Annotated in this window: 20 protein-coding genes; 15 read left to right on the top strand and 5 right to left on the bottom strand. The window is 49.2% G+C overall.

The features are described from left to right. The first annotated feature begins 109 nt into the window (after window positions 1–109). The 15 genes from QNJ26_19075 to QNJ26_19005 all read left to right on the top strand — a co-directional run bounded on the left by QNJ26_19075 (window position 110) and on the right by QNJ26_19005 (window position 18,201). Window positions 110–634, top strand: coding sequence for a universal stress protein (locus QNJ26_19075; GenBank protein MDJ0987651.1), 525 nt, complete (start codon window positions 110–112; stop codon window positions 632–634). Window positions 635–1,160: 526 nt separating this feature from the next. Then, window positions 1,161–2,705 (top strand): AMP-binding protein, encoded by a 1,545-nt coding sequence (locus QNJ26_19070; protein ID MDJ0987650.1) that lies wholly within the window; start codon window positions 1,161–1,163, stop codon window positions 2,703–2,705. Between the two features lie 242 nt (window positions 2,706–2,947). Continuing rightward, complete coding sequence (locus QNJ26_19065) at window positions 2,948–4,135, top strand: homoserine O-acetyltransferase (GenBank protein MDJ0987649.1); 1,188 nt, start codon at window positions 2,948–2,950, stop codon at window positions 4,133–4,135. Window positions 4,136–4,187: 52 nt separating this feature from the next. Further along, on the top strand, window positions 4,188–5,453 hold the full coding sequence (locus QNJ26_19060) for a hypothetical protein (GenBank protein ID MDJ0987648.1): 1,266 nt from the start codon (window positions 4,188–4,190) through the stop codon (window positions 5,451–5,453). Between the two features lie 133 nt (window positions 5,454–5,586). Continuing rightward, complete coding sequence (locus QNJ26_19055) at window positions 5,587–6,003, top strand: Zn-ribbon domain-containing OB-fold protein (GenBank protein MDJ0987647.1); 417 nt, start codon at window positions 5,587–5,589, stop codon at window positions 6,001–6,003. A gap of 70 nt (window positions 6,004–6,073) precedes the next feature. Then, complete coding sequence (locus tag QNJ26_19050) at window positions 6,074–6,922, top strand: SDR family oxidoreductase (GenBank protein ID MDJ0987646.1); 849 nt, start codon at window positions 6,074–6,076, stop codon at window positions 6,920–6,922. Window positions 6,923–7,048: 126 nt separating this feature from the next. Next, on the top strand, window positions 7,049–7,360 hold the full coding sequence (locus QNJ26_19045; protein ID MDJ0987645.1) for a carboxymuconolactone decarboxylase family protein: 312 nt from the start codon (window positions 7,049–7,051) through the stop codon (window positions 7,358–7,360). Window positions 7,361–7,380: 20 nt separating this feature from the next. After that, window positions 7,381–8,718, top strand: coding sequence for a YihY/virulence factor BrkB family protein (locus tag QNJ26_19040; protein ID MDJ0987644.1), 1,338 nt, complete (start codon window positions 7,381–7,383; stop codon window positions 8,716–8,718). Window positions 8,719–9,105: 387 nt separating this feature from the next. Beyond that, entirely contained in the window at window positions 9,106–10,089 is a 984-nt protein-coding gene (locus QNJ26_19035) for an ABC transporter ATP-binding protein (GenBank protein MDJ0987643.1), read from the top strand. Between the two features lie 200 nt (window positions 10,090–10,289). Further along, on the top strand, window positions 10,290–11,252 hold the full coding sequence (locus tag QNJ26_19030; protein MDJ0987642.1) for a dipeptide ABC transporter ATP-binding protein: 963 nt from the start codon (window positions 10,290–10,292) through the stop codon (window positions 11,250–11,252). Between the two features lie 187 nt (window positions 11,253–11,439). Beyond that, entirely contained in the window at window positions 11,440–12,972 is a 1,533-nt protein-coding gene (locus tag QNJ26_19025; protein ID MDJ0987641.1) for an ABC transporter substrate-binding protein, read from the top strand. 57 nt (window positions 12,973–13,029) lie between these two features. Beyond that, on the top strand, window positions 13,030–13,995 hold the full coding sequence (locus QNJ26_19020) for an ABC transporter permease (protein MDJ0987640.1): 966 nt from the start codon (window positions 13,030–13,032) through the stop codon (window positions 13,993–13,995). Continuing rightward, on the top strand, window positions 13,988–14,875 hold the full coding sequence (locus QNJ26_19015) for an ABC transporter permease (protein MDJ0987639.1): 888 nt from the start codon (window positions 13,988–13,990) through the stop codon (window positions 14,873–14,875). The genes QNJ26_19020 and QNJ26_19015 overlap by 8 nt, the downstream gene beginning before the upstream one ends. A gap of 732 nt (window positions 14,876–15,607) precedes the next feature. Further along, complete coding sequence (locus tag QNJ26_19010; protein ID MDJ0987638.1) at window positions 15,608–17,257, top strand: serine hydrolase; 1,650 nt, start codon at window positions 15,608–15,610, stop codon at window positions 17,255–17,257. Window positions 17,258–17,283: 26 nt separating this feature from the next. Next, a complete protein-coding gene (locus QNJ26_19005; GenBank protein MDJ0987637.1) occupies window positions 17,284–18,201 on the top strand; it encodes a succinylglutamate desuccinylase/aspartoacylase family protein in 918 nt (305 codons plus the stop codon). A gap of 27 nt (window positions 18,202–18,228) precedes the next feature. Here QNJ26_19005 and QNJ26_19000 read toward each other — a convergent pair whose 3' ends face one another. From QNJ26_19000 to QNJ26_18980, 5 genes are all read right to left on the bottom strand, one after another. Beyond that, complete coding sequence (locus tag QNJ26_19000; protein MDJ0987636.1) at window positions 18,229–19,236, bottom strand: dipeptide ABC transporter ATP-binding protein; 1,008 nt, start codon at window positions 19,234–19,236, stop codon at window positions 18,229–18,231. Then, on the bottom strand, window positions 19,229–20,206 hold the full coding sequence (locus QNJ26_18995; GenBank protein MDJ0987635.1) for an ABC transporter ATP-binding protein: 978 nt from the start codon (window positions 20,204–20,206) through the stop codon (window positions 19,229–19,231). The genes QNJ26_19000 and QNJ26_18995 overlap by 8 nt, the downstream gene beginning before the upstream one ends. An 11-nt stretch (window positions 20,207–20,217) precedes the next feature. Next, window positions 20,218–21,111 carry an ABC transporter permease gene (locus tag QNJ26_18990; protein MDJ0987634.1) on the bottom strand — a complete coding sequence of 298 codons (894 nt, stop codon included), beginning with the start codon at window positions 21,109–21,111 and terminating at the stop codon, window positions 20,218–20,220. A 254-nt stretch (window positions 21,112–21,365) separates the two neighbouring features. After that, entirely contained in the window at window positions 21,366–22,370 is a 1,005-nt protein-coding gene (locus QNJ26_18985; protein MDJ0987633.1) for an ABC transporter permease, read from the bottom strand. 164 nt (window positions 22,371–22,534) lie between these two features. Continuing rightward, a partial coding sequence (locus QNJ26_18980; protein ID MDJ0987632.1) for an ABC transporter substrate-binding protein occupies window positions 22,535–22,936 on the bottom strand: 402 nt, incomplete at its 5' end.

Below are 22,936 nucleotides of genomic sequence, written 5' to 3'. Positions count from 1 at the left end.
GGTACCGTTGAAAATCATTGGATACCGCCTTTGGATCATGAAATGGTATGAGAGTTGCAAGTTTTTGCCACATAGGTAAGACCATTGCCCAACGGAAAGGAGGATCATAATGGTTCCTGAAATAAAAAAAATCTTATTTACCACCAATCTTTCTCCGAACATGCGTAAGGCCTTTGATTATGCGGTCAGCTTGGCGGATCGCTACAGTGGGGCGATTACAGTTTTACATGTCATGGAAGAGGTGTCGCATTCTTCAGATGTGCATATCAAGTCGTTTTTGGGTGACAAACAGTGGCAGGAGCTTCAGGAAGCCCATGAGCAAGAAGCCAAACAGATTCTCATTGGCAAACGCAGAGAAGGCGCGATGATCAAGGCTGCCCTGGAAGAATTTTGTGCGGCCGTACAAAAAGATCATGATGAGTGTGAGATTATGACCGATGAGACCATTGTGGCCCGCGGCAATGTCGTCGATGAAATACTGGCCGTCAGCACTGATAAAAAATGCGATCTGATTGTGATGGGCTATCATGATCGGGGCAAATTCGGCGAGGCGGTTTTGGGCAGTACCACGCGTCGCGTATTGCGGCGTAGTCAAATACCGGTCATGCTGGTGCGGATACCCGAGGCTGATTAATCCCCCCTTAACGCAGAATTTGTATCAAAATTGGTACAATGCGTGATATATCGCTATACACGGTTGCCTTTCGTTTCTATCGGCAGGCATTAGACGCCAAGGCGTGCCGGTGGGTTTTGCCAATGCAACTTTATTGAAATTGTCAAAAGTCTGTTTTCAATGTATCGATTGTATTGCGCAGGACTTATTGATGTCTGATTACAGCCAACTGCATGTCTAAACATGGATCTTTTAAACTCTACAGCACCTTCTCTTTGAGCCGTCGTTTCAAACTGGCTACATGTCTTCTATTTGATACGCATATCTTACCCTTTCTTTTGTCATTTCACTGTGACACCGGTTGATGGTTAAGTATAAGCAACTGATTATATACATCAAATATCTGATCTTGGCATACAAGACCATCTGTGATAACAATCTGTAAGTCTTAATTATCTGGCATAGATTTCGCTATTGGCTTTAATTGCATAGATGAATCGGATATCTGACTTTTCCCCACAACCCATCCATTAAAAGCGAGGCTGCCATGAATATTGGATCCCTATTTTCACGTCATGCCAAATATCGCCCCGACCATCTTGCCGTCGTATTTGAAGATAATCGGCTGACCTGGTTTGAATTCAATCAACAGATCAATCGATTGGCCAACGCCTTAACCGATCTGGGTATCCAAAAAGGGGATAAGGTAGCCACCATTTTGCCCAATTGTTTGGAGCTGCTCGAAGTTTACTGGGCTGTGGCAAAACTGGGCGCAGTTGTGGTGCCATCCAGTACGCTGCTGCTCGAACCGGCCATGAAAACCCTTTTGAATGACTCCGACACCGTTGTGCTGATTACCAATTCCGAATTTGTCGCTAAAATCGATTCAATCAAACCGGAGCTGCAGGCCATACCGGCTGATCGATATGTCCTCACCGATTATTCAGGTCAAAAAGGGTACCGCAGCTATGACGATTTAAAAGCAGCTGCCAGTGATAAAGAACCGCAAGGTATTGTTATCAATGATGGCGATCCCTTTAATATCATGTACAGCAGCGGGACCACCGGTTTGCCCAAGGGGATTGTGCACACCCATTACGTTCGGAGTTGGTACGGCGCGACGTTTGCCGCCTCCTATCGCATGACACCGGAAAGCGTTACCATGCATGCAGGCGCCATCGTCTTCAACGGCGCTTTTGTTGATCTGATGCCCACCATGTATGTTGGCGCTACTTATATTTTGCTGAGCCAGTTTGACCCCGTCAGCTATATCGATACCATCGAGCGCGAAAAGGTCACTCACGTCATGCTGGTGCCCGCCCAGATCATCGCCATACTTGATGCGCCCAATTTTTCATCTAAAGCCCTGGAGTCCCTTGAAATGATTCTGTCCCTCGGTGCGCCCTTGCTCAAAGAACACAAGGACGAACTTAATAAAAGGCTTCCCGGCAGATTCTATGAACTCTATGGTTTGACCGAGGGCTTTGTTACCGTGCTGGATAAAGAAGACTATGCCGCCAAGCCGGAGTCGGTGGGCGTGCCGCCACCTTTTTTTGAAATGAAAATTTTGGATGCCAACGGCAATGAAGCACCGGTTGGCGAAGTCGGTGAAATCTGCGGCAAAGGCCCCATTCTCATGCCGGGCTATTATAAACGCCCGGATCTGACGGAAGCTGCTATTGTTGACGGTTGGTTGCATTCGGGAGACCTGGGCTATGTCGATGAAGATGGTTTCCTGTATCTGGTGGACCGCATGAAGGATATGATCATTTCCGGAGGCGTTAATGTGTACCCGCGCGACATTGAAGAAATAGTGGCCCAGCACCCGGAAGTTCAGGAGGTTGCCGTTTTGGGTATCCCCCATGAAAAATGGGGTGAAACCCCGCTGGCCGCCGTTATTTTGCGCAACCCGGGTAGCATTACCGCTGACGCGCTGCGGGAATGGATCAACGCACGGGTGGCCGCCAAGTTCCAGCGGGTTCATGATGTTGCGATCATGGAGGAGTTTCCGCGCAATGTCGCCGGTAAAACGCTTAAACGCGTCATGCGGGATACGTATGGCCAGAATCAAGCCAAGAAAGAATCGTCGTAAATCACAAAGCACATGCTATCGGCAAATCACCGCGATGATCTATCCGGATGTTACTGCATCGACCCGCAAACACAACCGATTTGAACAACCAGGATAAAGTGCAATTCTTGCTGTTTTCGAAAATACCGCTGCTACCTATGGTGATGAAACCGTTTGTTGATGGCGGTTTAAGGTGCCGGTTCATCTGGATTTGAACCTCTGACGGATCGAGGTGTAACACAATAGCAAAGGAGGCAACCAAAATGAATAGAAAATGGTTGAGCGCCGTCATTGTGATTTTTGTATTGAGCATCAGTACAATCGGCTGGGGATTAGATGCAATTGTCGAGAAAAAAACCTTTGCGCTGGATGAGTTTACCTTGGTGAGCGGTAAAAAGATTTCTAATGTCAAAATCGGCTATGAGACTTACGGGACATTATCCCCTACAAAAGACAATGTGATCTTGATTTGCCATTTTTATTCGGGCAACTCGCATGCCGCTGGAAAATATGCAGCCACAGACAAGGCCCCCGGCTACTGGGATAAAATAATCGGTCCGGGTTTGCCGTTTGATACCAATAGGTATTTCATCGTCAGTTCCGATACACTGTGCAATATGCACCCCAAAAATCCAAAGGTCATTACCACCGGGCCGGCCTCCATTAATCCGGCCACCGGTAAACCCTACGGGATGACATTTCCAATCGTAACGATTCGTGATTTTGTAAACCTTCAATACAAGCTGCTGCAGTCTATGGGCGTTAAGAAATTACAGGCTGTTTCAGGGGCGTCTATGGGGGGCATCCAGTCCTATGAATGGGCAGTGGCCTATCCTGATTTTGTCGACCGTATTATTCCGGTTATTGCAACGCCAAAGCTTCATGGCTGGTTATTGTCCTGGCTTAAATTATGGGGAGATCCCATCCGGATGGATCCCAAATGGAACAACGGGGACTATTACGGTAAAGAAGAACCCAAAGAGGGCATGGCCTATTCGCTGATGGTGATCACCCTAAGTGCCCTGTGGTCTGACTGGGCGGATCAGCGTTTTGATCGAAAATGGGCTGACCCGCAAAAAAATCCGGCCGCCGCATTCGATAACGCATTTCTGGCCGCAGCAGCACTTCAAAAAAGAGCTCAAGGCAGAACGTTCACGGCGGATGCCAATTCAATGCTCTATCTGAACAAGGCCAATTCTCTTTTTGATATTGGACAAGGATTCAACTCCTACGAAGAAGCGCTAAAAAGCATACAGGCCAAAATACTGATGATTGGGGCGGATACGGATCTTTTGTTTACCCTACCGCAACTCAGACATCATGCCGAGATGTTCAAAAAAGCCGGCAAGGTGGTTTCTCTGTTTGAGCTCAAAAGTCAGTTTGGCCATTTGGGTGGCATATTCGACATTACACAGGCATCTGATGCCATCTCAAAATTTTTAGTGGAATAACCCCAATGGGCTGCCATTGCCTAAACTGAAACCCTATGTTTGCGGAGGAGCTATGCAAAAACGCAGAAAACTCGGTCGCGGTGTGGCCATCGTCGGGGCCGGGATGTCCAAATTCGGTATGTTCAGGGATAAAGATTCCAAGGATCTGTTTGCCGATGCATTCCGGGAAATGATCGTTTCGGTGGAAAAGGGTTTTGATCCCAAAGACATCGATGCGCTTTATCTGGGAAATTTTAGCAATGACTATTTTATGCACCAGTCTCACTGGGGGCCGATTATCTCTGACCTGGTGGGTATTGCGCCCAAGCCAGCGACCCGAACCGAAGGCGCCTGTGCCTCCAGCGCACTGGCCTTTAGAGAGGGTGTCTTTGCCATTGCTTCCGGTTTTTATGATATTGTGCTGGTTGGTGGCGTGGAAGAGATGTCCAAACGCACCACCGAAGAAGTGGCCGAGGGACTGGCGCTGGCGACGGTGCCCTACGAAGGTCGGGCGGGTTTTACCTTTCCCGGCGTTTTTGGTGCTGTGGCCACAGCCTATTTTGCCAGATACGGCGCTGATCGTGAACACCTGATGAATATCACGATCAAGAGTCATAACAATGCACCCTTGAACCCCAAAGCCCAGTTTCCCGTCACCATCGCGGATCTGATGAACAAAAAAAAGGAAAGTCTCATTAAAAAGGAGGGAACCGCACCGGACTGGCAGACCGAAAAGGATTTTCTGGCTGATCCGCGCGCCAACCCGGTGGTTGCCTGGCCCATGCATCTTTTTGACTGTTGCCCGATCAGTGATGGGGCCAGCTGCATGTTGCTGGTGGCCGAAGAAATCGCCAAAACCTTTACCGACGATCCAATTATAGTGGCAGGATTGGGGCAGGGCAGCGGAAGAGGGTTTCATGCCAGTGAAGATCTGACTTATTTTGAAGCCACGCGCTATGCGGCTCAGGAGGCCTACGGAATGTCTGGTCTGACACCGGATGACATCCAATTTTCCGAAGTACACGATTGTTTTTCGGTTGCTGAGCTGGTGCACGTCGAGGACCTGGGTTTTTTTAAACCCGGCGAGGGCTACAAGGCGATTGCTGAGGGGGCAACGCGTCTGGACGGACCAAAACCCATCAACACATCCGGCGGTCTTAAGTGCAAGGGCCATCCAGTGGGCGCTACCGGGATTTCTCAGCTTTATGAAGTCTGGACGCAGCTGCGGGGCCAGGCCGGTGAGCGCCAGGTGCCCATCAGTGATTTGCGGATTGGCGGCGCGCATAATCTAGGCGGTACCGGCGGCACATGCACGTTTACGATTCTCGAAAGAAGATAAAGGTTCAAGGGTTCAAGGTTCAAGGGTTCAGAGGTTCAGTGATTCCGCCGGAGACCAAATCTTTGAACCTTGAAACGGACCCTCGAAAACCCTGAACCCCGAACGCTGAACCTTTGATAAAAGGAGACCATCAATGGAGGAAAAACTTTTTAGCGATATTACCTATGAGCAATGCCTGAAAGAAGAAAAGCTGATGGGGTCCCGATGCATTGAATGTGATGGGTGCTATGTGCCGCCACGTTCCATCTGTGTCAAATGCTTTAGCTCGGATATGGAATGGGTAGAGATGAACGGCAAGGGGCGCCTGGCTGCCTTTACCTGCATCACCATTGCACCGCCTTTTATGATTGCGCAGGGTTACAACCGCAAAAATCCTTATATTTCCGGTGTTGTCGAACTGGAAGAAGGCGGGCGGGTGGATGCACGCATCGAAGGATTGGATCCCAACAAACCGGAAAATATCAAAGTCGGGATGCCGCTTAAAGTAAAATACTTGCATACGGAAGTGGATGGAAAAAAGGAGACTTTTCTGGCGTTTGAGCCGTTGTAGCATTTGAATGGTCAGGGAGATTTTTTTATTGGGTCGCTGCAAGAATCATCAGTCCGCCTAAGGCGGACTGATGATTCTTACCGCTGATATCAGGAGTGGGCCGCAAAATGACCCGACCGCTCATTACTTCATGTTTAAAATTGAGGAGGAGCCCATGCGTTTAAAGGAAAAAGTTTGCCTGATCACCGGCGGTGCTGCCGGGATCGGAAAGGCTACCGCCGAGCGCTTTGCAGAAGAGGGCGCTCATGTCGCCATATGTGATGTTGATCAGAACGCAGGAGTGGCGGCTGTTAAAGATATCGGTCATGATGCTGAATTTTACCGGGTGGATGTTACCGACAAATCATCTGTCAGTGATTGGGTAAACACGGTCGAAAACAAATTCGACCGCATCGATGTGCTGGTGAACAATGCCGGTATTGTACGCGACAGTCTGCTGGTAAAGATAAAAGACGGTCAATTGGTTAAACAGATGGCCGAGGCCGATTTTGACCTGGTGATTGCCATCAACCTCAAAGGTGTATTTAATTGTACCCAGGCGGCAGCGTCAGTCATGATTCGGCAAAGTAGCGGTGTGATTTTGAATGCAACCTCGGTTGTGGGTATCGACGGCAATTTAGGCCAGACAAATTATGTTGCCACCAAAGCCGGTGTGATCGGCATGACCAAAGTCTGGGCCCGTGAGCTGGGTCGCTACAACATCCGCGTCAACGCCGTGGCTCCCGGTTTTACCGCCACCGACATTTTGACCTCCATGCCGCCTAAAATCATTGAGGGAATGGAAGCGCGGACGCCGCTGGGGCGTCTGGGTAAACCACGTGACATTGCCAATGCCTATCTCTTTTTAGCTTCTGATGAAGCCGGCTTTATTACCGGCGAAACCCTTCGGGTTGATGGTGGAATTGTTATCGGCACTTGACCTCAAATTGATGCCAACCGAATTATCCTTTGAAAAATTCACCAAAAATGATTAGAATTCTTTTGTCTTGTATCTACACTATGTCAATTTTCTCATGAGAAAGAAACATACACCAGGGTGAATATCATGAAAGATGTTCATAAAATCTTTAGTGAGTTTAAAAAGGAATTTCCCGAGATACATGAGAAACACGCAGCCTTAGGAGAAGCCGTTCATCAAAAGGGCGGACCCTTGTCGGAAAAAACTCGCTGGCTGATTAAAATTGCCATATCCGCTACCGGTAATCACAAGCGCGCTCTTGAAACCCACATTCACAGAGCCGCAGCAGCCGGAGTCAGTGAAGAAGACATCAAGCACGCGTTGCTGTTGCTGATCCCCACAGCCGGCTTTCCGACTTTTATGAAGTCCTATGCAGTATTAAAAAGCATCAAATTGTAAAACAGCTGGAGCCCATTTACATGCAAAAGATTGTCGAAATTATTACCAAATGCATCCGTTTTGTGCGCACGGATATCTGGCGAATCCGGCTGGAAGAGCTGCCGTTTGGCAAATCATTTCTACTCAGGCAGCTGCGCGTCATCATACTCACGCTTCGGGGGTACAATGATGACCGCTGCTTGCTGCGGGCCTCTTCACTAACGTTCTTTACCCTGCTTTCGATTGTACCCATCGTGGCTGTATTTTTCGGCATTGCCAAAGGTTTTGGTTTTGAAAGGCGGTTGGAAAGGGAACTTTTCCAGCGGTTTCCCGGGCAGGAAGATGTTTTAAACCAAATCATCAATTTTGCCAATTCTCTGCTGCAACAGACCCAGGGCGGCCTGATTGCAGGTGTTGGCCTGCTGGTACTTTTTTGGGCTGTTCTCAAGGTCCTCGGGCATATTGAAAGGGCCTTTAACGACATCTGGCAAATAAAAGAAAGCCGCAGCTGGATCAGGAAATTCAGCGATTATCTGGCCATTATGCTAATTGCACCGATTTTCATATTGATGAGCGGTTCGATAACCGTTTTTATCAAGGCCCAGGTATCCCAAATCACACAGAAAGTTGCCTATCTGGATGTTCTGAATCCGTTTATCTATTTTCTTTTCGAATCCATGCCATATATCTTAATCTGGATCCTGTTTACGATTCTTTATATCATCATGCCCAATACCAAGGTTTCTTTGAAGGCCGGTTTGTTAGGCGGGGTGGTTGCCGGGACACTCTATCAAATTGCCCAGTGGGCTTATATCACCTTTCAAATCAGTGCTGCGCAAATTAACGCCATTTACGGCAGCCTTGCGGCCTTGCCCCTTTTTTTAATATGGCTTCAGATCAGCTGGTGGATTGTTCTTTTCGGTGCGGAACTGTCTTTTGCCAGCCAGAATGTGGATACCTATGAATTTGAGCCGGACAGTCTCAAGGTCAGCCCGGGCTTCAGGAAGCTGTTGACCTTGCAAGTTGTCCATTTGTTGATCAATAAGTTTCAAAATGGCGATAAACCACTCACCGATTCACAAATTTCGGATAAGCTGCAAATGCCCATTCGCCTGGTGCATCGTATTTTATCTGAACTGGTTGAAAGCGGACTGGTTTCAGAGATCAAGACCAAAACGGACAAGGAATTTGCGTATCAACCAGCCCGCGACATTAATCAACTGACCATTCAATCTGTCCTGCAAGCGCTGGATCATCAAGGGATCGAAGATATCCCCGTTGCCCAAACCGAGGGATACCAAGCGCTATCGCAAGCTTTACAGGACTTTAGCCAATCCATGGCGGAGTCACCGGCCAATAAGCTCCTCAAAGAAATATAGTAGGAGGTTGAGCCCGTCAGCCCCATCGACCGGTTTGATTATACAAATCGCAATTCCTTTCGTTTTTCGGGCTAAACGGGCAACGGGCCAACCGGCAAACCTTCAAGAACATTTCACCTCGACCTATCCCTACGCGCTAGAATATTCCTTATAAATTTAGGGGCTGAAAGCTCTGAAAAGATATCCATAGATCTATTCAGATGGATAACTATTTGAAGGCCGAATACGACCGGTTTTTTGGCTTATTTTTATTGACACACAGCGACTCTCAGGGGTATTGATGTAGTGCTAATTAAGTTAAATCGCCTGGTTAAACTCACTTAGCGCTCTTTGCGGCTCTTATCCTTTTTGTTCAGTTTTGATTAAACGCCATTTTCGAAAGGAAACATGAGCGAACCCTCTCACCTTCTTGAAGTCAAAGATCTCAAAACCCACTTTTCTACATTTGAGGGCGTTGCCAAAGCCGTCGACGATGTCAGCTTTCATGTTGATAAAGGCGAGGTGCTTGGCATTGTCGGAGAATCCGGCTGCGGCAAAAGCGTCACGGCTCAATCCATTATGCGCCTGATCCCCGAACCGCCCGGCAAAATCGTTCAAGGCCAAATACTATTTGATGACACCGATATCGTTCAGCTGACCATGGAGCAGATGCGAACGATTCGTGGCAAACGCATTGCCATGATATTCCAGGAACCAATGACCTCTTTGAATCCGGTTTACACCATCGGTGATCAGATATCTGAAATGTTCATCCTGCATGAAAAGCAATCCAAAAGCGATAGCTGGGACAACTCGATTGAGATGCTTAAAAAGGTTCAGATTCCCGCTCCGGAAAAAAGGGTGCACGAGTATCCGCACCAGCTTTCCGGCGGGATGCGCCAGCGCGCCATGATTGCCATGGCGCTGGCCTGCAATCCTGAAATTCTGATCGCCGATGAGCCCACCACCGCTTTGGATGTCACCATTCAGGCCCAGATTCTTGACCTGATGCTGCAGCTCAGAGAAGATTACGAAACTGCGGTCATGATGATTACCCATGACCTGGGCGTGATTGCCGAGATCGCTCAACGGGTGATTGTGATGTATGCCGGCAAGGTGGTGGAAGAAGCCAAGGCCATTGCTATTTTTGAAGATCCCAAACACCCCTATACCCAGGGATTGCTGCAGTCGATTCCAAAACTGGGACAGCGGTCACAGCATGGCCGCCAGCGGCTTCAGGAAATAGCGGGTATTGTGCCCAGCCTGTATGACTTGTCATCGGGCTGTCATTTTTCACCACGCTGCCCGCATGCGATGGAGATGTGTAACCAAAATTCGCCCCAGATGACGGATTTGGGCGATGGACATTGGGTGAGATGCTTTCTGTACTAAACTGGTTTTTTTATGTGGTTATCCGGGAAGCTCCAGGAGGACATAACTGATATGATTTACACCACGAAGAACACGAAGATCACAAAGGGAAAACACATTAATTTACTTTTATCCTTTCGTGTCCTTCGTGCCCTTCGTGGTTTTGGTGCCCCACTTGATCCTTCTGCATAACCATGTTTTATTAAAAAAGGCATAATCGATTGGAAACACTGCTGTCAATTGAAAATTTGGAAGTCCATTTTCCGATAAAAAAAGGCCTGCTTTCGCGCACGGCAGGCTATGTTTATGCGGTTGACGGCGTTTCCTTTACCCTTGGAAAAGGCGAAACGCTCGGCATTGTTGGAGAGAGCGGTTGCGGCAAGACCACCACCGGTCTGGCGGTCATACGATTGATCGAACCCACTGCCGGCACTGTCCACTTCGGGGAAACAGACATCACCACCCTGAATACATCAGAACTTAGAACGCTTAAAAGACAAATTCAGATGATCTTCCAGGACCCTTATTCTTCGCTGAATCCCCGCATGACCGTCAATCATATTCTCCGGGATCCCATGGAAATCCACAATGTGTATCCGGGAGCCGAAAGAAAGGATCGAATTGCCTATTTGCTGGAGAAAGTCGGTCTGCGGCCCGAGCAGGGGCGGCGTTATCCTCATGAATTTTCCGGCGGCCAGCGGCAACGTATTGGTATTGCCCGGGCGTTGGCCCTCAACCCCCAGGTAATCATCGGCGATGAACCGGTTTCCGCGCTGGATGTTTCCATCCAGGCCCAGATTATCAATCTGCTGATTGATCTTCAGAAAGAATTTCATCTTTCTTATATTATCATTGCCCATGACCTGGCGGTGGTCGAACATATTTGTGACCGGATTGCGGTGATGTATCTGGGCAAGATTGCGGAGATGGCTGCCTATAACAACGTATATACCGATCCCAAACATCCCTACACTCAGGCCCTGCTGTCGGCCATACCGGTGGCAGATCCCAGGGTAAAAAAAGAACGCATGGTTTTAAAAGGCGATGTGCCCAGCCCGATCAATCCACCGTCGGGTTGCGCATTTCATCCCCGGTGTCCCCATCGCATGGACGTCTGTGATAAGGAAACGCCGGTTTTAAAGGATATTGGCGACAATCATCAAGTTGCCTGTTATTTATATTAAATCTAAAAAGAGCGTTCCAAATTAATTTTTGCTTGAAGATCTTCATACTAGATCATTGGAGCAATGCAGCATTGGGTGAAGGAAATGGCTTCCCGGTTAATGGGGGGTACCGTAAAAACGCAAGCTTTGACGGACTGCCGGGAGACACATAAACGACGTGTAATTTAATTGGAAAGGAGGAACATCAATGAAAAAAACATGTTATTTTCTAATCGCCATCGCCGTTGCAGTGATGGTATTCGGGGCGAGTGGTTCCGTGCTGGCGGCCTCATCTATTAGCGTGGCCCTGGATGTCCCGCCCCGGATGATGAACCCGCACGGGGATGATTCGGATGCAGGCCTGCAGTACATGGCCAACTTTTTTGACGGCCTTTTGCAGCGCAAGGGTCCGGATGGGACCCTGGCACCGGCGCTGGCCGAACGCTGGGAGCGGCTGGATCAATTGTCCTGGAAATTTTATCTGCGCAAAGGCGTAAAATTTCACAACGGCAATGCCTTTACGGCTGCCGATGTCAAATTTTCCTTCGAACGCCTGAGCAATCTGGAAGTTTCCGAATTCATCAATACCGGCAAATCGATTGCAGCCGTGGAAACGCCGGATGATTACACTGTGATCATCAAAACCAAAGAACCGATTCCCTGGTTTGCCAATAATATGCACCAAATCTTTATCATGGATAAAGAGTCCACCGAATCCCGTGATCCGGGTGATGTGATGGTTAAACCCATTGGCACCGGCGCCTATAAACTGGTGGAATGGGTCAAAGGCTCCTATGTGCGACTGGAAGCCAATGCGGATTACTGGGAAGGTGCGCCGCCGATCCAGAAAGTGGAAGTCCGACCCATCAAAGAATCTTCCACCCGTTTTGCAGCATTGGCAGCCGGGCAGGTGGACCTGATGTCCGGTGTTCCGGTGGAGCTGTTCGATAAAATTAAAAATAGTCCTAAGCTGGATGTGGTCAACCGGCCCGCCCGCCGGTCGATTTTCCTGGCATTGAACAACAAGCCGGGCAGCCCGACCGCTGATATCCGGGTGCGCAAAGCCATGTACATGGCCATCAATGAAGATGAGATCATCGCAAAGGTGATGCGCGGCCACGCCGCACCGGCGGCTCAGATTGTGGATCCGCCCACCATCGGCTATAACGGCAATATTCAGCGGCTCAAATACGATCCGGCCGAAGCCAAAAAGCTGCTAAAAGAGGCCGGCTATGAAAAGGGCTTTGAGATTAAGCTTTCCGGCCCCAATGACCGTTATGTCCAGGATGAAAAAATAGCCGAGGCCGTGGCCAAATATCTGGCCAAAGTCGGCATTAAAGTGCAGCTGGATGTCAAACCCAAATCCATCTTTTTTCCGGAAGTGACCGATGGGGTGCTGGATTTTTACCTGATCGGCTGGTTTGACGGCACCTTTGACATGGGGCGCACCTATTTTAAGCTGGCCCACACCCGCGACGAAAAATCCGGACATGGGCGCTTCAACGGCGCGGCCTTCAGCGATCCTGATATTGATAAATTGCTGCAATCCACAGCCGATATTGTCGATCCGCAAGAACGCGGCAAGGTTTTGCAGAAGCTTAACAAGATGGCCATGGTCGATAAGATTGCCTGGATTCCGCTGCACTATCAGGAAGATCTATATGCCATAAAAAAAGGCGCCGGCATCAAATTTCAACCGCGCCCGGACCGCTGGATGGTGTACAAGGAAATCTCAAAATAATCTAACGACAAACAGGTATCGGGGCCGGATGATTCCGGCCCCGACCCTCCCGTTATTATGGCCACTTATATTGCACGCAGACTGATTCAGGGTATTATCGTTTTGCTGGTGGCGTCTCTCCTGTGTTTTGTTATTTTTCGCTACATGGGTGACCCGGTGGTGACCTTGGCGGGACGATATGCCACCTTTGAGCAAGCTGAGGAAGTGCGGCGCAGCCTGGGTCTGGATAAGCCCATGCATGTTCAGTACTTTCGCTGGCTGGCTAATGCCGTCCAGGGCAATTTTGGCATATCCTATGTTACCCGGGTGCCGGCCTTGGGGCTCATCCTGGAGCGCTTTCCGGCTACCTTCGAGCTGGCCGTTACGGCCGTCATTATGGCTTTTGGACTCGGCGTTGCGCTGGGTGTTGTCGTCGCCCTGAAGCCATACATATTGCGAAACCGGCTGATCATGGCCGGATCATTAGGCGGGATTTCCGTTCCAACTTTTCTAATGGGTATTCTGCTTATTATGGGTTTTGCCGTTTACCTGGGGATTTTGCCCCCTTTTGGGCGCGGTGAAACCGTTAAGGTGGGTTTCTGGCGCACCGGCTTGTTGACCTTCGATGGCATCAAGCACCTGATCCTGCCGGCGTTGACACTGGCCATGTACCAGTTGGCGGTGATATTGCGGCTGACCCGGGCCGGCATGCGCGAAGTGTTGACCGAAGAATATGTCAAAACCGCCTGGGCCAAGGGCCTGCCACCCAGAAAAGTAATTTTCAAACATGCCCTGCGCAACGCCCTGATTCCGGTGGTGACCATCACCGGCCTGCAATTTGGTGAGTTGATCGCGTTTTCGATTGTGACCGAAACGATCTTCCAGTGGCCGGGCATGGGCAATTTATTGCTGACATCCATTTACGAAACCGATCAACCGGTGATTGTGACCTATATTATGCTGGCGGCAGTGATCATTATCACGATGAACATTCTCGTCGATATTTTATATGCCGTTATCAATCCGAAGATCCGTTATGAGTAAGCGGCGCATCAAATCCAGAATGCTTTACAGTTACCTGCAGGATCCCTCTGCAATCATCGGCAGTGTTATCCTGGCGCTATTTATTTTGGCGGCATTGCTGGCGCCTTGGATTACACCCCAAAACCCCTATGATCTTGAAAAGTTGACGCTGGAACATTTTTTAACACCGCCGATCTGGATGGAAGAGGGCACAGCGCCGTTTTTGCTGGGAACCGATGATCAAGGGCGCGGCATTTTGAGCACCATCATCTACGGCTGCCGAACGTCTTTGATCGTGGGCTTCAGTGTTGTGTTGATCGCCGGGACCTTCGGTGTACTCATCGGACTTTTAGCCGGATACTATGGCGGCTGGATCGATGCCATCACCATGCGCCTGGCCGACACCTTGTTTTCCTTTTCAACCACCCTGCTGGCCTTTTTATTTTTAGGAATTGCCGGCGGCGGCAGCAAGCTGATCGTTATTTTGGCCATTTGTATTGCCGGCTGGGTGCGCTATGCGCGTACCATGCGCGGCAGTGTGCTGGAGGTCAAACAAAATGCCTATATTATGGCCGCCAAGTCCACCGGCGCCGGTGATTTCAGACTTCTGCTGCGTCATCTGCTGCCCAATGCCATTCCGCCGATCTTTGTGGTTTTGGCCATCGATCTGGCTGTGGTGATTATGCTCGAAGCCACCCTGAGCTTTTTGGGCGTTGGGGTTCCGCTAACCGAGCCGTCGCTGGGGATGATGATTTCCATCGGTAAAAACTATATCTATGCCGGTATGTGGTGGATGATTGTTTTTCCGGGCGCGGCGCTGATTCTGCTGGTGGTTGGGATTAATTTGTTTGCGGATTGGCTGAGGGAGGAGCTTAACCCCAAAATTCAGCGCAAAGCCTAAAATTGCCTTAACAGCGCTCATCTTTTGCCCGATAGCAGCGTTGTGAATCACCTCGAAATGCTCACGTACTGCGTGTACGCTCCGCTTTCTCAGTAATTCACGCCTTGCTATCAAACAAAATCTAAGCACTGTTAAAGCAATTTACTTTTTATAGAAAAATTGGATTAAGCGATAGTTATGATCAAAAATAATTCGGGGGGCTGAACAAGCGTATTCTTGTTTATGAGTTTCTGGATTCTCTGTGTTTAAATCAGTTTTCGCCGCGCTTTGTTGAACTTTTTGATTCTTTAAGATTAGGCGTGAAATTTCGCTTTTAAGCGGGAGACGTAATCTACAATTTTGAGATAGGTTCTATAAATTCACGCTTGTTGAACACCTTAATGTATCAAGATCAGATGTGAAATCCCGCCGGATGGCGGGACTCTCAAACAAAATCTAACCCTTTACAAAGCAGTTTAGGTTTTAAAAATGTATCAAAACCCTACAAGCAAAATCTAAGCGCTGTTAAAGCAATTTACTTTATTTAAAAAGTAAGATTACTCAATAATTGTGATCAAAATATACTCGGGGACTGAACAAACATATTCTAATATATGAGTTTTTGAATCCTTCACTTTTGAAGCGACCTGCGCCTTACTCTCATACAAAATCTAACCCTTTACAAAGCAGTTTTGGTTTTTATCATCACCGTTTTAACCTGCGAGCAAAATCAGAGCGATTAGGTTTAGAAAAATGGACCGAAACATAATAAAAAAAGTCCTGTCATTTTTTGTTCTCATACTTGCCTCTGCAGTGTTATGGAGTTGTGGCGGGGCAGGGCAGGATAAGCCGGATTACTGGCCGACAAAGGGATGGAAAACTGCCACTCCCGAAAGCCAGGGAATGGACTCGGCGCTGTTGCTGGATATGATGGAGGCCATCTGGCAAAACGATATCAAGATCGACAGTGTTCTGGTGATTCGCAACGGGTATATTGTGCTGGATGCTTACAGTTATCCGCGCGACGCGGATGATTTCCATCCGTTATTCTCATGTTCTAAAAGCGTCACATCGGCATTGATCGGCATTGCGATCGACAAAGGCTACATCGGTAGGGTGGATCAGCCGGTACTGGATTTTTTCCCGGATCGTGTTGCTAAGCATTTAGATGATGATAAGAAAGCCATGACGCTTGAGCACCTGCTGACAATGAGCTCCGGTCTCGAATGCCGCGATAATTGGCGTTATCACTGGCGCGGGCTGGAAGAAATGAAGCGCAGCCCTGACTGGGTGCAGTTTATGATCGATTTGCCCATGGCTGAAAAACCGGGCACGCAATTTAATTACTGCAATGGCGCTACATTTCTGCTCTCAGCTATTTTGCAGCAAAAGACCGGTATGAATTCACTGGCCTTTGCCGAAAAACACCTTTTTGGACCGCTGGGCATGTCCAACTTTATGTGGCCATCTAACCCACAGGGAATAACCGCCGGATACAGCGAACTGCATCTCCGCCCCGGAGACATGGCCAAATTCGGCTATCTTTATCTAAAAAATGGGTTGTGGGAGGACAAACAGATTATATCCTCGCGCTGGATAAAGGATTCTACGCGCAAGCATATTTCCACAAAGGGGCTCATGGATTATGGCTATCAGTGGTGGACACTAGGCGCCGGCGCCTACACGGCCATGGGTTATATGGGCCAGTTTATTTTTGTGGTGCCCCATAAGAATGTCGTAGCGGTCTTCACCAGCGGTTTAGATCTAAAAGACATTTTAACCCCTTCAGTCTTGCTGCGCTCTAACATTATTCCAGCGGGGAAGTCTGACAAGCCGTTGCCGGAAAATATCGAACAGCAAAAAGCCCTGAATGACCTCATCACACTCTGGCAAGAAACCAGCCCCGGGGATCGTGCGAACATCAGAGAAAAAACCGGCCATGCCCATTCGGGTCAGCAACTCGGACTATATGTGAACAAGACCTATGGTTTTTCGGTTGAATATGATCCCGCACTGACGATTACCGACCATGACATGCAGCCCGGGCAGATTTTTCGAAAAAAAGCGCCTCGAGGCATCCCCATTTTTAGTGTCGCCGTGGGCGATATTCCCCAGGGACTGGCGTTGAAAGATACCGGAACGTTTCTCCTGAAACTGTATCAGAAAAATCCACAGGTCAAAGATCCTGTCATTCGCAAACAGGAGCTCATCACCCTGTCGGACGGCACCCCGGCCAATTATGGCGAAATCACCTGGCGCTACCGTTCCTTTGACATGCTGACTGTGGCTGTCGGTGCCTATATGGATGATAGGTTTATCGGTATTTCTGTTGTTGGCCGTTCGAGTATGCCGACGCAGTATCTGGCCGGTATGGTAACATCTTTAAAATTCAAAAACCCTTAGGCATCAATTAAAGCCAGTCGGTCAATATGAATACGAATGAATCAAAAGAAGAAATACTAGCGTATTTTAAAAAGAAAAATAATTGTAAGCTGCCTTACTGTATTGAAGTGACCGCAGAAAAAAAGGGGGCGCATGTCGTTGTTGTTGGCGCCACCCACGGCAATGAGCCGGGGGGGGTCAATGCTATGGTGGCATTTCATCGGCAGGTGCAAAATGGTGAGATCAAATTGCAGAGTGGTAAGGTCAGCCTTCTGTTGGGAAACCCACATGCCTTCGAGCATGACCGGCGTTACATCGACTGGGATCTGAACCGCAGTTTTAGCGAGACGGACAGCACGACCATCGAAGGCCGGCGGGCCGCTGAGATCATCGCATACCTGGATCAAAACAACCGGATTTCAGCGCTGCTGGATCTGCATTCGGTCAGTATCGGTGACTTTAAACTCTGTGTTTATGAGAAAGACAGCACCGACAGTCTGAAATTAGCGCTTCGCATCAGTGACATCCCGCTGCATTTTGCCTATCATGCTGCGCATATGCCGGGCGCGTTGATCGGCGCAGCCGGCCAGCGTCACATCTGCGGGTTAATTGTTGAATGCGGCAACCACCTATCAGCTGACGGCGTGCATACTGCACAGAATCACATGCAGGCCATACTGGCACACTACCAATTGCTGCCTGTTTCAACTGGAGCCCCTCAGAAAAACCTGCAAACCATTGAGCAGTATGAAAGCATCAGCGCCATTAACCCCGGCCTCAATTTTAAATTCCTCATCGCCGATGTCGCCACCGGAACCAAACTGACTAAAGGTCAAGTGTTCGCCAAAGACGACAATGGGGAACACATTGCGCCGCAGGAGTGTTATATTGTAGTGCCTTCCCGGGTGGTAAAATCGACAGATGTGGATGCGGGTTTTTTGTGTAAGATAAATCGATTCGCCTGAAGCTATTGGTAAAAAAAGTGCCTTTGCCTATCCAAAAGAGGCATCTGGTGCATTCAATATAAGCTGACCGGCATAGAAACAGGCAACAAAGTGCTTATTTCGAACTTCCCTGAACTCCGGTTCTCTTTTACTGCAAATATCTTTTGAAAAAAGACAGCGCGGGTGAAAGCTGCAGCCTGGCGGGGGATCAATGGGGCTGGGGACGTCGCCTTTTAGAATGATTCGCTCGTTACTTTTTTGAGCGGGATCCGGAATGGGAACCGCCGATAAAAGTGCCTGGGTATAAGGGTGAAGCGGTGTCTTGTAAAGGGTTTTGCTGGGCGCAAACTCTACGATTTTGCCCAGGTACATCACCGCCACGCGATCACTGACATGCTCCACTACACTTAAATCATGGGATATGAACAGATAGGTCAGACCGAACTCATCCTGCAGGTCCTTGAGTAGATTAATCACCTGAGCCTGGATGGAGACATCCAGGGCGGAAACGGCCTCATCACAGACAATCAGCTTGGGATTTAAGGCCAGCGCTCTGGCCACACCGATTCTTTGCCGCTGCCCACCTGAGAATTGGTGCGGGTAGCGGCGCATGTGCTCTTTGCGTAACCCCACCACTCTTAACAGCTCCAGCACTCGTTCGTCGCGTTTCTTACGGCTGCGCAGGCCGTGAACCAGCAGCGGCTCACCGATGATGTGGGATACGGTTTTGCGGGGATTGAGAGAAGAAAACGGGTCTTGAAAAATGATCTGCATTTTTTCGCGTAGGGCCTGCATTTTTTTCTTGTCATAGTTGAGGATACTCTGGCCCTCGAAAAAAATATCACCCGATGTCGGTTCCTCCAGTCGTAAAATCGCTCGGCCAAAAGTGGTCTTACCGCAACCGGATTCGCCCACCAGTCCAACGGTTTCACCCTCTTCAATGGTCAAACTCACGTCTTCGACTGCCTTGACCGAAGCGATTTCCTTTAAAAACACACCGCCTTTGATGGAGAAATGTTTTACGATATTTCGGGCTTCCAGCAGGATGTTAGGCATATTTCAAACACCTTACAAAATGATTATCGGCGACCTGAACCATCTTGGGGCCCTTTTGGCGGCAGTCGCTAAAAACATCCGGGCAGCGATCACTGTACAGGCAGCCAGTGGGCAAATTCAGCAATGACGGCACAACACCCGAGATGGTTTTCAATCGGCTTTCTTTGGATTCGCGACCCAGCACCGGAATGGATTGCAGCAACCCCACCGTATACGGGTTTAGCGGTTTGGCAAAAAGGGTTTTAACATCTGTATACTCCATTACTTTGCCGGCATACATCACGGCCACATTCTGGGCCATTTCAGCAATAACCCCCAGGTCGTGGGTAATAAAAAGGATGGCAGCCCCGGTTTCGTCTTTGAGCTTGTTCATTAAATCCAGGATCTGGGCCTGAATGGTGACGTCCAGAGCCGTGGTGGGTTCATCGGCGATCATCAATTTGGGGCTGCAGGCCAGGGCCATGGCGATCATCACGCGCTGGCGCATCCCGCCGCTCATCTGATGCGGGTAATCCGCAAGCCGTTTTTCGGCAGCCGGTATACCCACCAGTTGAAACATGTCAATCACGCGTTCGCGGGTGGCGCTGCGGGACAGTTTTTGATGCAGCCGGATGACTTCACCGACCTGGTCGCCCACCGAAAAGACCGGATTCAGCGATGTCATCGGCTCCTGGAAAATCATCGAAATCCGGTTGCCCCGAATTTTGCGCATCTGCGCCTTGGAAAGCGCCAGTAAATCCTGACCATCAAAAACGATATCACCGCCCTCGATTTTACCGGGCGGATCCGGAATCAGGCGAATAATGGAATGGGCCGTGACACTTTTGCCGCAGCCGGATTCTCCTACCAGACCCAGGGTTTCACCGGATCTGATCGTCAGACTCACATTGTCGACGGCTTTGGCCACGTAACCGCGAACATAAAAATAGGTCTGCAGGTTTTTAATTTCCAATAGGTTTTTGTTGCCCATTTCCACTGTCATCAATCCCTTAATCTCGGGTCTAGTGCATCTCTTAGTCCGTCACCCAACAGATTGAAGCCCAGCACCGCAAAAAGAATGGCCAGCCCCGGAAAGGTCATCACCCACGAGGCCCGCAAAATCAGCGCGCGGCTCTTGGCAATCATGGCACCCCACTCCGGTGTGGGCGGCTGGGCGCCCAACCCCAGGAAACTCAAGGCCGCCATATCCAGAATGGCCGAGGCAAACCCCAGCGTGGTCTGCACGATCAGCGGGCCGAGGCAGTTGGGCAAAATGGCAATAAAAATAATGCGAAAATCATTGGCGCCGATGGCGCGCGCAGCACTGACATAGTCTTTCTCACATTCTTCAAGAACGCTGCCGCGCACGATACGCGCAAAACGCGGTATATACGTGATGGCGATGGCAATCATGGCGTTTTGCAGGCTGGGTCCTAAATAGGCCACCACAACGATGGCCAGCAGAATATAGGGAAAGGCCAGAATAATATCCATTAACCGCATGATAAAGTTGTCGCGCCAACCTTTGTAATAGCCGGAAACGCAGCCCAACAGGGTCCCACAGAAAAAAGCCAAACCCACACTGATCACCGCTACGAGCAATGAAACCCGTGCACCGTAGATCAGACGCGAAAGGATGTCCCGGCCCAGATCATCGGTGCCCAGGATATTTTTCCATGTGCCGGTCGCATGCCACACCGGTGGTTTGAGCTGATCGTAAAGGGATGTTTCAATTGGATCGTGTGGGCTTATGTATGGGGCTAAAAGGGCACTGATAATAAATATGGCGATGATGATCAAACCCAGCACGGCGGTTTTGTTACGCCACAGCTGGCTGATCTGATCAAAAAACGGATGCCGGTCTTCCGGGTTTTTTTTGGGTTTGTCCTTGGCCATTTAAATAAAGTGCTGAATCTTTGAATGTTCTTTTAATCGCTTAATCTTTAATATTTTGAAGTTCGCCTCTGGGCGACTTAACTCCAAATTGTGAGTTTTAATTTATTGAAGTGATTTTAAAACCTCAGATCATGTTCGAGAGCAAGACGTCGCGCGAATTGAATGCGGAGTCTACCACACATTCTGGTGGATGCGTATTTCAATTCGCGGGGCAACGCAGCTATCGGACATTAGATGGGGTTTTAAAATCACTTCTATTTTACACTGATGCGAGGATTAATAATCGCATACAACACATCCACGCACAGATTGATCAAAACGAATATGGTGGCGATAAACAGGGTGCCGCTGCGGATGACCATATAGTCACGTTTAATTACGGCATCAAACATCCATTTGCCCACACCGGGCCAGGCAAAGATGGTTTCCGTCAAAATGGCCCCGCCCAACAGCACGCCAAATTGAAGACCGATGGTGGTGACCACCGGAATCAGCGCATTGCGCAAAGCGTGTTTGAAAATAACAAAAAATTGTGAAAGACCCTTGGCCTTAGCGGTTTTGATGTAATCCTGGCGCAGCACCTCCAGCATCGAAGAGCGGGTCATGCGGGCAACGATGGCCGTTGGGATCGTGCTTAGAGTGACGGCGGGCATAATGATATGCCAGAGCGCATCCCGCAGCGCGGCCCAGTTGCGCGTTAAGATAGCGTCCAGGATGTAGAGGTTGGTGATGGTTTCAAGCTCTACACCGACACTCAAGCGGCCGGACATGGGCAGCCATCCAAGGTTGAGGGCAAATATGAGCATAAAAACGAGCCCCAGCCAGAAGATGGGCATACTGACGCCCACTAGTGCCCCGAACATGCTCAGATAATCAAATATGGAGTATTGTTTGGTGGCGGATATAATGCCGAGGATCATGCCGGCAAAGCAACTGATCAGCAATGCCACGATGGAAAGCTCGATGGTGGCCGGAAAGCGCTCTTTAACCTCGATCCAGACCTTCTGGCGTGTCCAGATGGTCTCTCCTAAGTCGCCCTGCATCAATTGTTTGAGAAACAGTCCGTATTGCTCATACAGCGGTTTATCCAGCCCAAGGTGCTCCCGGATTTCCCGCAGCGCTTCTTCCGAGGCCCGTTCACCCATCAGCAGTTCAGCGGGATCACCCGGGGTGAGGTGCAGCATCAGAAACACCAGGATAGATACGCCCAGCAGGGTGGGGATCAAGATAAAAATTCTTCTAATGATGTAAGCGATCATTGAGGAATTTGATTACGATTTTTTGTAATTATTAGCGGGTGCTATATATTTTTAAGAACTCAAGCTAAGCTTTAAATGTCTATATCAAATAAGACCGGGTGTAAACAAAAAAGGGAAAGCGGATGTCCCGCTTTCCCCTTTTTTAGTTTGCCTGACCATTAAGCTTATTTATCTAGCCAAACATTTTTAAACCGTTGTGAATTGGTTGGATGTTGTTTGAAATCCATGACTTCATTTCTGACCGGCGTGATGACCGTCGAGTGCGCGACACTGATCACCGGCACTTGCTCATAGATGAGCTTCAGAGCTGTTTTATAGATCTCGGCGCGCTTGTTCTGATCGATGGTTTGTTTACCCTGGGTCATCAGATCGTGGTATTCTTTGCTGTGCCACTGGGTTCTGATGGATGAGGATGCCATGCCATCGAAGAGAACTGCCAGAAAGTTGTCCGGGTCACCGTTGTCGCCGGTCCAGCCCAGCTGAAACAGATCCATATCTTCCGGCTGCTCGCGCTGCCGCTTCAGATAGGTTCCCCATTCGTAACTGACCACCCGGGCATTAATTCC

Source organism: Desulfobacterales bacterium, assembly GCA_030066985.1.
GTDB lineage: Bacteria > Desulfobacterota > Desulfobacteria > Desulfobacterales > JAHEIW01 > JAHEIW01.
Note: the sequence above shows the minus strand (reverse complement) of the source record. Positions and strands in the feature narration are given on the sequence as shown.

Coding starts and splice junctions, on each gene's coding strand:
- QNJ26_19075 (MDJ0987651.1), top strand. CDS start 110: ATGGTTCCTGAAATAAAAAAAATCTTATTTACCACCAATCTTTCTCCG.
- QNJ26_19070 (MDJ0987650.1), top strand. CDS start 1,161: ATGAATATTGGATCCCTATTTTCACGTCATGCCAAATATCGCCCCGAC.
- QNJ26_19065 (MDJ0987649.1), top strand. CDS start 2,948: ATGAATAGAAAATGGTTGAGCGCCGTCATTGTGATTTTTGTATTGAGC.
- QNJ26_19060 (MDJ0987648.1), top strand. CDS start 4,188: ATGCAAAAACGCAGAAAACTCGGTCGCGGTGTGGCCATCGTCGGGGCC.
- QNJ26_19055 (MDJ0987647.1), top strand. CDS start 5,587: ATGGAGGAAAAACTTTTTAGCGATATTACCTATGAGCAATGCCTGAAA.
- QNJ26_19050 (MDJ0987646.1), top strand. CDS start 6,074: ATGATTCTTACCGCTGATATCAGGAGTGGGCCGCAAAATGACCCGACC.
- QNJ26_19045 (MDJ0987645.1), top strand. CDS start 7,049: ATGAAAGATGTTCATAAAATCTTTAGTGAGTTTAAAAAGGAATTTCCC.
- QNJ26_19040 (MDJ0987644.1), top strand. CDS start 7,381: ATGCAAAAGATTGTCGAAATTATTACCAAATGCATCCGTTTTGTGCGC.
- QNJ26_19035 (MDJ0987643.1), top strand. CDS start 9,106: ATGAGCGAACCCTCTCACCTTCTTGAAGTCAAAGATCTCAAAACCCAC.
- QNJ26_19025 (MDJ0987641.1), top strand. CDS start 11,440: ATGAAAAAAACATGTTATTTTCTAATCGCCATCGCCGTTGCAGTGATG.
- QNJ26_19020 (MDJ0987640.1), top strand. CDS start 13,030: ATGGCCACTTATATTGCACGCAGACTGATTCAGGGTATTATCGTTTTG.
- QNJ26_19015 (MDJ0987639.1), top strand. CDS start 13,988: ATGAGTAAGCGGCGCATCAAATCCAGAATGCTTTACAGTTACCTGCAG.
- QNJ26_19010 (MDJ0987638.1), top strand. CDS start 15,608: ATGGACCGAAACATAATAAAAAAAGTCCTGTCATTTTTTGTTCTCATA.
- QNJ26_19005 (MDJ0987637.1), top strand. CDS start 17,284: ATGAATACGAATGAATCAAAAGAAGAAATACTAGCGTATTTTAAAAAG.
- QNJ26_19000 (MDJ0987636.1), bottom strand. CDS start 19,236: ATGCCTAACATCCTGCTGGAAGCCCGAAATATCGTAAAACATTTCTCC.
- QNJ26_18995 (MDJ0987635.1), bottom strand. CDS start 20,206: ATGGGCAACAAAAACCTATTGGAAATTAAAAACCTGCAGACCTATTTT.
- QNJ26_18990 (MDJ0987634.1), bottom strand. CDS start 21,111: ATGGCCAAGGACAAACCCAAAAAAAACCCGGAAGACCGGCATCCGTTT.
- QNJ26_18985 (MDJ0987633.1), bottom strand. CDS start 22,370: ATGATCGCTTACATCATTAGAAGAATTTTTATCTTGATCCCCACCCTG.